The sequence below is a fragment of the Haloferax sp. s1 genome (assembly GCF_058382125.1).
On the sequence record NZ_JBZRPK010000589.1, the window covers coordinates 1 to 8,586 of the forward strand.

Annotated in this window: 9 protein-coding genes and 1 tRNA gene; 5 read left to right on the forward strand and 5 right to left on the reverse strand. The window is 59.5% G+C overall.

All coding sequences use genetic code 11. The annotated features are described in order from the left end of the window. A partial coding sequence (locus tag QT222_RS11515; protein ID WP_491477255.1) for an ABC transporter ATP-binding protein occupies positions 1–1,682 on the reverse strand: 1,682 nt, incomplete at its 3' end. Positions 1,683–1,694: 12 nt separating this feature from the next. Beyond that, positions 1,695–2,603: a DUF8171 family membrane protein gene (locus tag QT222_RS11520; RefSeq protein WP_137685657.1), complete on the reverse strand. Its 909-nt coding sequence runs from the start codon at positions 2,601–2,603 to the stop codon at positions 1,695–1,697. Positions 2,604–2,771: 168 nt separating this feature from the next. Between QT222_RS11520 and QT222_RS11525 the strand changes: the two genes are divergently transcribed. After that, complete coding sequence (locus QT222_RS11525; RefSeq protein WP_004057736.1) at positions 2,772–3,497, forward strand: 2-phosphosulfolactate phosphatase; 726 nt, start codon at positions 2,772–2,774, stop codon at positions 3,495–3,497. A gap of 20 nt (positions 3,498–3,517) precedes the next feature. Further along, a complete protein-coding gene (locus QT222_RS11530) occupies positions 3,518–4,264 on the forward strand; it encodes a sugar phosphate isomerase/epimerase family protein (protein ID WP_491477259.1) in 747 nt (248 codons plus the stop codon). Between the two features lie 288 nt (positions 4,265–4,552). On the opposite strand, the gene QT222_RS11535 is transcribed toward QT222_RS11530, so the two are convergent. Continuing rightward, positions 4,553–4,626: transfer RNA gene (locus QT222_RS11535), tRNA-Tyr, on the reverse strand. A 113-nt stretch (positions 4,627–4,739) separates the two neighbouring features. Here QT222_RS11535 and QT222_RS11540 point away from each other — a divergent pair. The 3 genes from QT222_RS11540 to ftsZ all read left to right on the forward strand — a co-directional run bounded on the left by QT222_RS11540 (position 4,740) and on the right by ftsZ (position 6,957). After that, positions 4,740–5,345 (forward strand): ribbon-helix-helix protein, CopG family, encoded by a 606-nt coding sequence (locus tag QT222_RS11540; RefSeq protein WP_491477256.1) that lies wholly within the window; start codon positions 4,740–4,742, stop codon positions 5,343–5,345. Between the two features lie 212 nt (positions 5,346–5,557). Continuing rightward, positions 5,558–5,743, forward strand: a complete 186-nt coding sequence (cdrS, locus tag QT222_RS11545; protein WP_004057742.1) for a transcriptional regulator CdrS — start codon at positions 5,558–5,560, stop codon at positions 5,741–5,743. A 2-nt stretch (positions 5,744–5,745) separates the two neighbouring features. Further along, entirely contained in the window at positions 5,746–6,957 is a 1,212-nt protein-coding gene (ftsZ, locus tag QT222_RS11550) for a cell division protein FtsZ (RefSeq protein ID WP_004057744.1), read from the forward strand. Positions 6,958–7,033: 76 nt separating this feature from the next. Here ftsZ and QT222_RS11555 read toward each other — a convergent pair whose 3' ends face one another. Further along, positions 7,034–7,543 carry a hypothetical protein gene (locus QT222_RS11555; RefSeq protein ID WP_491477257.1) on the reverse strand — a complete coding sequence of 170 codons (510 nt, stop codon included), beginning with the start codon at positions 7,541–7,543 and terminating at the stop codon, positions 7,034–7,036. A gap of 256 nt (positions 7,544–7,799) precedes the next feature. Further along, positions 7,800–8,586, reverse strand: a 787-nt coding sequence (gene ncsA / locus QT222_RS11560) for a tRNA 2-thiolation protein NcsA (RefSeq protein WP_491477258.1), incomplete at its 5' end; no start/stop codon positions are given.

Genomic DNA, 8,586 nt, shown 5'->3' on the forward strand with positions numbered 1-8,586 from the left:
AGTTCTGTGATCGTCGTCGCGGGCGGGTCGATGCCGACCCGCCGACTGACTTCGACGGGTTGCGGCGGCCGAAGCGATGTCGGCCGCTCAAGTGACGAGTCAGTCAGTACCGTATCTGGGGGTGCATCAGCGACGACGGACCCGCGGTCGAGGACAATCACGCGGTCCGCCCACGACGCGACGAACTGGAGGTCGTGTGTCGCGACGACGACGGACTCCACGCGGTCGTCGACCCGCCCGAGCATGCGCGTGACTTCTCTTCGGCTCTCCATGTCGAGACACCCAGTCGGCTCATCGAGCATGACGAGCGTGGGTTGCATCGCCAACCCGATTGCGAGCGATGCCCGCCGTTGCTGGCCGACCGACAGCAGTCGGCCGTCCTGGTCGCGAAGGTGACGGAGGTCGAGGTAGTCGAGAACCTCCTCGACGATGTCGAGGTCTTGGTGGTCGCGCTGACGGAGATAGTAGCTAATATCCGCCTCGATTGAATCCTCGATGAACATCTCTTCTGGCTGCTGGTGGATGTATACGACGTCGTCCGCTAGTGTTTCGGGAGACGTTTCGCGCGTGTCCTTACCGAGAACGTCGACACGCCCGTCGTCTGGGCGGATGAGACCCGTGATCAGTTTCATCAGTGTCGACTTACCGGAGCCGTTGGCTCCGACCAATGCGACGTTCTCCCCGCGATGAACCGACAGGCAGAGCTCATCGAGAACGGGTGTAGCGCTGCCGGGGTTCATCGTCTGATACCGGTAGGTCACGTCGTCGAGTTCGAGAATCGGACTGCCCGAACGAGACGGGCACTCGCCAGCAGCCCCCCCGTCCGGCGCTATCGGCTGGCGGGAGTCGAGCGCGTTGACGAACTCATCGACCGTAATCGGATATTCACGTCGGTCGGTCGCGCTGGTTCGAACGTCGAGGCGGCTGGCGAGTTCAGTCACTTGTGGCGGATGGATGTCACGCTCGCGAAGGTCATCGAGGCAGTTCAACGCCTCCAACGTCGGTTTGGACCAACGGAGGCGGCCGTCGTCGACGAGGGCGACTCGGTCGGCGTGCTCGGCGACGAACTCGGTGTCGTGTTCGATGACGACAACCGTGCGGCCGTCCTCGTTGAGGCGTTTGAGACGGTCGTAGACATCTGCTGCGTGCTGCGGGTCGAGCTGTGCCGCCGGTTCGTCGACGACAAGTACCTCCGGGTCGAGCGCCAGAACGCCAGCGATTGCCGCGAGGTGCTTCTGGCCGCCGCTCAACTCCCAGATGAACTGCTCCGCGAGGTGGGGGATATCCAGCAGATCGAGGGCGTGTTGGGCGCGCTCGTGATAGTCGGGAAAACCGTAGTTCAGCAGGCCGAACTCGACGTCGCGCCGAACGGTCGGCTGGACGAGTTGGTTCTCGAAATCCTGATAGACGTAGCCGACTCGCTCCGAGAGCGTGCCGACGTCGGCGGACTCCGTGTCGATTCCGTCGACGACGACGCGTCCGTCGCGCTCGCCCTCGAAGAAGTGGGGAATCACCCCGTTGAACGTCTTACAGAGGGTCGTCTTGCCGCTTCCATTCCCACCGAGAACGGCGAGAAACTCTCCTGACGCAACCGAGAGGTTCGCGCCGTCGAGAACGAACTCGTCGCTGCCGGGATAGCGAAACGAGTAGTCCTCGACGCGAATAAGTGGTGTGTCGGTCATGTGTATCCTCGGCTACTTTCGTGTCTGCGACTGCTGTCTCGTCGGTGCGGTGCTATTGCGTCCCCACGCGACGACCAGGAGAAAGAGAATGAACGCGAGAATCAGCGAGATGAAGATACCGGCACCGCCGTCCTCGACGGTCAATCCCACGAGTGCGCCGATGTTCAAGAGCGACTCCGTCTCCATCATGGGGAGACCGAGGAAGAAGCCCGCGGTGGCGAAGAAGAACGCCAGTATTGACGCACCGATGAGGGCCGCAACGTGCATAATTCCGATTTCGGAGAGCATGCTCGCGTCGGACTGGGGTCGCGGATTGATACCGAGCAGCGGCTCGACTTTCCCGTATAACGAGGGCACGAGATACATCGTCGGAATGGCTCCGAACACGAGACCGGTAATGATGGCCTCGGGGATCATGTCGAGGACTTCGATGACAAAGACGCTCTGTGGGAGTCCAGCAACGGCTTCGAACTCTTCTGCCCCCACCCAGATGACTCCCATGTCGAGGAGTGTCGCTGGAATCTGGGACCCGATCTTCGCGAAGGCGGCGGCCAAGAACACTTGTCGGGGATTCGTCAAGTCGTGCACCATCTGTGCGGCGACGTACACGAAGGTGGTGACGAGTACGACCTCGCTGAATTCGCCGAGGCCACCGAACTCGCCGAGGAGGAATTCGGTGAAGACTATTTCACCGAGCGGGACGGCTATCGCAGCTTCGATGTAGGGAAACAGGAAGACTAACGCGAGAGGTAGGAAGATGAAACTCGAAATTCCGAGTTCGATGGGTCCGAGAGTCGGTTCTGGGATGAGCTCCGCGATGGTGTTCTCGAGTCCAGAGAGAGTGAGAACGAGGATGAACACCATCATCCGCTTGTTCGACGATGCAGTCACGTTTGGTCTTAGTGCGTTCATAATGCTCATGGGCTATGTCGGCAGCCGCGAGTTTCCAGACAACTATAATAGCGACTTATAATTGGATAACAGAGCGGACTACACTGTTCCTGAGCGGCACAGAGATATTATAAAAATATTGAATACTATATTAGACCAATAGTAACAGATTACTTTAGCAAACGGTGGCACAGTTCTATGCACGCTACCAGCGAGCAATCAGTCAGTGACCGCATTCTGCGGAGTCGCAGCGAAATCAGCGAACACCCCCCAGCCGGTGACTACGTCGTCGTCGACGTGACGCACTTCTCGACAACGGTGTCAGAGCTCCTCGGAAACGGTGCCGCCTACGTACATATCACGGACGAACGCGGCGACGAGTTCGAGTTTCAGGAGAGAGTTCCGGATACGCTCATCGGTGGCAGCAAGACCGAAGAGTACGACCCGGACCCGGGGTACGATTTCTTCAACTCACCGAGCTACGTACAGCGGCTCGACGTCGCCAGCCAACCGACTGCGATGACGTCGAAGAACGGGGGACGAGCGGTGACGACGCTCAAGAACCGTGGTGGCGACGATGTCGAGGTGTTCGTCGGTGGCTACACGAACGCGGAGGCCATCGCCGAATACCTCCAAGACCGCGACAGGCCCACGTTCATCGTCGCAGCGGGCTCGGGTGGGGAGATGACAACTGACGACATGCTGGGGGCGGTTCTCATCGACCGACACCTCAGAGACCAGCCGCTCAGCCACGCGGAACGCGCACATTTCGACGTACTTCTTCAAGCCGCGAAGGGACCAAGATACGAGGAGAAACACGAGATTCGCCAAGCGGATCTGCACGAATACGCCACGGCGATTAACTCCCGTGATGTCGTGCCGTGGCTTGAGGGGGACAAGCTCGTGCGAGCTCAAGACCGATGACTAAGCGGTTTGGCGCCTCGATGGACCTCCGGTTCGAACAGTCGTTCGAAACGTTCGTCGAATTCCTCACGGAACGGGGGCTGTCACACGTGGAGCTACGACAGGGCTATCTCGACACCCACCCAGACCCGCCGTCGCCCGCACGTGTTCGGAAGGTCGCAGCGGACCACGACGTCACGGTCTCTTACCACGCACCACATCGAGAGTGCAATCTCGCGAATCCGAACGAGACGCTGCGAAAAGCTGCGGTAACGGCCGTCAAAAAATCGCTCTCCGCAGCAGCGGCGGCCGACGCAGGCGCGGTTGTCGTTCACGGCGGGACGCTCCGCCCCTACTATCCGGAGCGCGTCCGTGAGGTCAGTCGGGATGCTGCGGTTCGGTCGCTCCGCGAGTGCACCCAGGTCGCTGCCGATGTCGGCGTTCCGCTCTGCGTGGAGAACCAGCGGGAAAAACCGGAAAAACACCGATTGACCGCGTACCCCGACCGATTTGCGTCCCTCATCGAGGATATCGCGGAAGCGGCACCGCGGCCGTCGATCACGCTGGACGTTGGGCACGCAAAGGCGACCGGAGTCGATGTCAGCGCGTTTCTTGAGGTGCTCGGTGACGACGTCGTCGTCGCACACCTCCACGACAACGATGGCACCGACGACAGTCACGACCCACTGCCGGCGTATCGAGAGGTCGCTGACGGCCTCGGCGCCGAGTACCACGTCCTAGAGATGAAGTCGCTACGCGATATCGAGCGGTGTGTCTCTCCCCAGTAATCTATCGGCCAGCAGACCAGACGACAACCCCGACGTCGAGACGGTATGGTATCCTCGAAGACACTCTTCGAGACGGTTTTGACAGCCGACTGAATCGCCTTCAGCGAATCATCTGGGAACGCCTCGGATGAAGTTTGCTTACGTCGCTCGCGCAATCGGGTGACGTTCCCGACAACGACCACGATGTCTCTCGACTCACGAACTTCCGCTCGTGATACTCGCGGGAACCCACCGCAACGCTTCGCGTTGCTCGCTGCTCAAACGGCTCGACCGGGCTTGAAAAACAAATCCGCTCTCCCCGATTTGAACGGGGGACAAGCCGATCTACAGTCGGCTGCTCTGCCAGGCTGAGCTAAGAGCGGTCACTGATTTCTATCCGGTCGACGGTTTTAACCATTATCATTCTCCGCGCCCTGTCTGCTCCGTGTCAGACACGTGCGAACATTAATATACTGGCAAAATCATTCCCGCATAGATGAGTAAAATCACGTTCCGCGCCGACGATGCCCTCGTCGAGCGACTGGACCACCTCGATACGTCCAAAAGCGAGGTGATGCGCGAGGCACTCCGTCAGTATCTCGACGAGTTGGAACGTGACGACGCAGCGTCTGACGAACCGGCGGACAAAGACAGTGATAGCGGACTCGATGGCGCACTCTCCACTCGCGTCGAGGAGCTTGTCGACGCTCGATTGAACGAGCGACTCCCGACGCTCGTTGACGATGCCATCTCCGCCCGCGCACCAGACCGTCAGAACCCGTCCGAACTAAACGTCAACATCAACGTCGACGGCGCAAACGGCGAATCCGGCGTAAACACGTCACTCGACCAAGAAACGGCAGCGAATACAAAACGTAAGACATCCGATAACGTTGAAGCTACTGACCCGAGCGAGCAATCCTCGAACTGTAGTCAATGTGGTGAACTAGTAGGCAACGACCACGTCTACTGCCCGAACTGTGGCGAGAAGACCTCCCACCGAGTGTTCTGTGAATGCGGTGACGAATTACGCTCGGACTGGGGATTTTGCCCCGACTGCGGCCGTCGGACACCTGCAGCCGATGTTCTCGAACAGGGATAACACCGATTAAAGTCCGCTATACGTGACATTCGGCCTCTGTCTTACAATTGCCGTTACATTTATATCCTATCCCTCTGTGGTGATTATCGCGTAAGACGGTTGTCTTACAGCCACCCAACGGTGGCCCGGAACACGGTGCTGTCCGTTGGTTTCGGGGCGTAAGACACTCGCACTCGCGTGCGGCGCACCGTCTTACCGGGGGAATGTAAAATATGGAGCGTGTGACACTACGAATTCCGAAGCAGCAAATCGAGGAGGTCGAGCGAATGGTCGAAACGGGAGAATTCCCGAACCGGTCAGAAGCCATTCGGTCCGCCGTTCGCGATATGCTCAATGAACAGACAAGCGACAAGCGACAACACGAATCTACCAGCAAGCGCGGCTGGGCAAAGGTGTAACAATGCAGGATATCGTTCGCGAGGCGATGGAACGTGACGAAGCCGAACGTAAGACGCAGTCGCTCGACGACAGCGACGACCAGTTCGGCGACCCACGTATCGTCATCGTTGGCTGTGGTGGTGCCGGGAACAACACTATCAACCGCCTGTACAACATCGGTGTCGAAGGTGCCGATACGGTCGCCATCAACACCGACAAGCAACACCTGAAGATGATCGAAGCGGACACCAAAATCCTCGTTGGGAAGTCCCTGACGCAGGGTCTCGGTGCCGGTGGCGACCCCTCGATGGGTGAGCGTGCCACTGAGATGGCACAGGGAACTATCAAGGACGTCCTTGGCGACGCCGACCTCGTGTTCGTCACCGCAGGGATGGGTGGTGGCACCGGTACTGGTGCAGCACCTGTCGTTGCCAAGATCGCCAAAGAGCAAGGCGCAATCGTCGTCGGTATGGTTTCGACCCCGTTCAACGTCGAGCGCGCCCGAACGGTCAAGGCCGAAGAAGGACTCGAGAACCTCCGTAACGAGGCCGACTCCATCATCGTCCTGGACAACAACCGCCTCCTCGACTACGTCCCGAACCTGCCTATCGGCAAGGCGTTCTCGGTCATGGACCAGATTATCGCCGAAACCGTCAAGGGCATCTCGGAGACGATTACCCAACCGTCGCTCATCAACCTCGACTACGCTGACATGTCGACGATTATGAATCAGGGCGGCGTCGCGGTGATGCTCGTCGGAGAGACACAAGACAAAAACAAGACCCAAGAAGTGGTCAACGACGCGATGAACCACCCACTTCTCGACGTTGACTACCGTGGTGCATCCGGTGGTCTCGTCCACATTACGGGCGGCCCCGACCTCACCTTGAAGGAGGCCGAGGGAATCGCGAGCAACATCACCGAACGGCTGGAAGCCGCCGCGAACGTCATCTGGGGCGCTCGCATTCAGGACGAGTACAAAGGGAAAGTCCGCGTCATGGCCATCATGACTGGCGTCCAGTCGGCGCAGGTTCTCGGCCCGACGACGCAGAAACAGGCCGACAAGTCTCGTCAGAGTATCCAGTCTCAGTCCCACGAGACACAACAGCAGCAACAATACCAAGACTCGGAATTCGATAGCTCGAACCGTGTCGAGACGCCGCAGAGCGGTACCTGGTCCGACGGTGGCCGCGACGAAGTCGAGAAGAACAACGGTCTCGACGTTATCCGGTAACTGGTCCTCGGCGAAACTACGGCACCGATTTTCTCTTATTTCTTAGAGACGCAACGTGGGAGCAGCGCAGACGCGACTACGGCGGCGTCTCCGACCGCCCCGGCACACCGCGGCCGTGGTAGAAATCACCACCCCAATGGCTAATCCAGATCTCCTGATTCGATAGATAGAGTGCGTCGGCCGTGGTGAATCCGTCATCGACGACAGACCACGCGTCCGACTCGGTGTCGTACTCGACGGCGTCGTTATAGACGGCTGCCTGCCCGAACTCGTCACCGGCGGCCGGTGGGAGTGGAAGGGTATGTTCGGCATTCGTATCGCGTGACTGCGGTCGCTCCGCACGCTGGAGGCGGCCCCGGTTGAACGTCTGGTTGAAGTAGCGCGCGTACGTCTCCTGTACGTCCACGTCGAGGAGCACGTCCGCACCCGGTGGTTGGTCACCACCCGTCGATGGTGTTGGAGTGGCTGTTACCGTCTCTTCTGTCGTCGTCTCTGCACCCTCTCCTTCGCTGGCCGCACAGCCAGCAAATGACGCTGTGAGTCCGACTCCGGCGAGTCTGAGAAACTGTCTCCGTCGCTGTTGCATTGTCGTTCTATGGATGTGCGATGGAAATCATAACCTCGCGGCGGCGATGCGTGATGCTTGCACAGGTAGTGCGACCACACGACCCCGAAAGATACCTAACCGTTGCTTACAGTCAGCAGAGCGAGAACGAAGTGAAAAAGGCATGAACCGCACGGCGTCGAGCGGTTCGAGACGGTAGAGGCGTCTCGTCGTTCGGAAAATCGCTGATTTCTGTATCACTCTGAGATACCCGGTCTGCTCCGTCTGTATAGAGTCGTCAGACGGCCTCTATCGACTCGATGAGACGGCACTTCCGGCACACGTCGCCGGCGGTCTTCGACCCGCAGCGTTCGCAGTCGTTGAGGTCGACTCGGCCTTCCCCGCGGTACTCTCGGGCGGTCATCTCGGCCAACTCCTCGTAGCCCGCCATGATGGAGTGCCGCGTTCCGGGGTGGTTCTCTTCGAGTTTCAACAGGAGTTGCTGAATCTCGCCGCGGTACGCCTCCGAGGAGTGCGGGCACTCGGTGATGTGCGCGGGGAGGTCCTTCAGGTGTGCGTAGAGTGCGATTTCTTTTTCGGGAACGTCGCGGAGCGGCTTTGCTCGCGGGATGAACTCGCCTGCGTCGCGGCGCTTCTCGAAGTCGCCGATACTGGCGTCGTAATGCTTTGCGACCTGTTTGAGGTCACCTTCGAAGAAGTTCATGAGCGCCGTCTGGGCCTCGTCGTCGAGGTTATGCCCAGTCAAGAGCTTGTCCGCGCCGAGTTCGTCGGCAAAGCGCTCTAAGAGGTCGCGCCGGAAGACGCCACAGTAGGCACACGCGGCCATGTTCTCGGGGTCTTTCTCCACCACGTCGTCCATCTGGACGCCGAACTCGTCTTCGTACGTGACCAGTTCGTGGTGGATATCGAGGTCCGCAGCGAGTTCGACGCAAGCGTCGACGGACTTGTCGCGGTAGCCTTCGATTCCCTCGTGGATGGTCAACGCGACGAGTTCGATTCGCGGGTCGCGGCCGAAGGTGTCGTCGAGAATCTGCGTGAGAACGACGCTGTCTTTCCCGCCGGAG

Excerpts from the sequence above, each read along its gene's own strand:
- QT222_RS11540 (WP_491477256.1), top strand. The coding sequence starts at position 4,740 with ATGAGTAAAATCACGTTCCGCGCCGACGATGCCCTCGTCGAGCGACTG.
- QT222_RS11555 (WP_491477257.1), bottom strand. The coding sequence starts at position 7,543 with ATGCAACAGCGACGGAGACAGTTTCTCAGACTCGCCGGAGTCGGACTC.
- cdrS (WP_004057742.1), top strand. The coding sequence starts at position 5,558 with ATGGAGCGTGTGACACTACGAATTCCGAAGCAGCAAATCGAGGAGGTC.
- ftsZ (WP_004057744.1), top strand. The coding sequence starts at position 5,746 with ATGCAGGATATCGTTCGCGAGGCGATGGAACGTGACGAAGCCGAACGT.
- QT222_RS11520 (WP_137685657.1), bottom strand. The coding sequence starts at position 2,603 with ATGAGCATTATGAACGCACTAAGACCAAACGTGACTGCATCGTCGAAC.
- QT222_RS11530 (WP_491477259.1), top strand. The coding sequence starts at position 3,518 with ATGGACCTCCGGTTCGAACAGTCGTTCGAAACGTTCGTCGAATTCCTC.
- QT222_RS11525 (WP_004057736.1), top strand. The coding sequence starts at position 2,772 with ATGCACGCTACCAGCGAGCAATCAGTCAGTGACCGCATTCTGCGGAGT.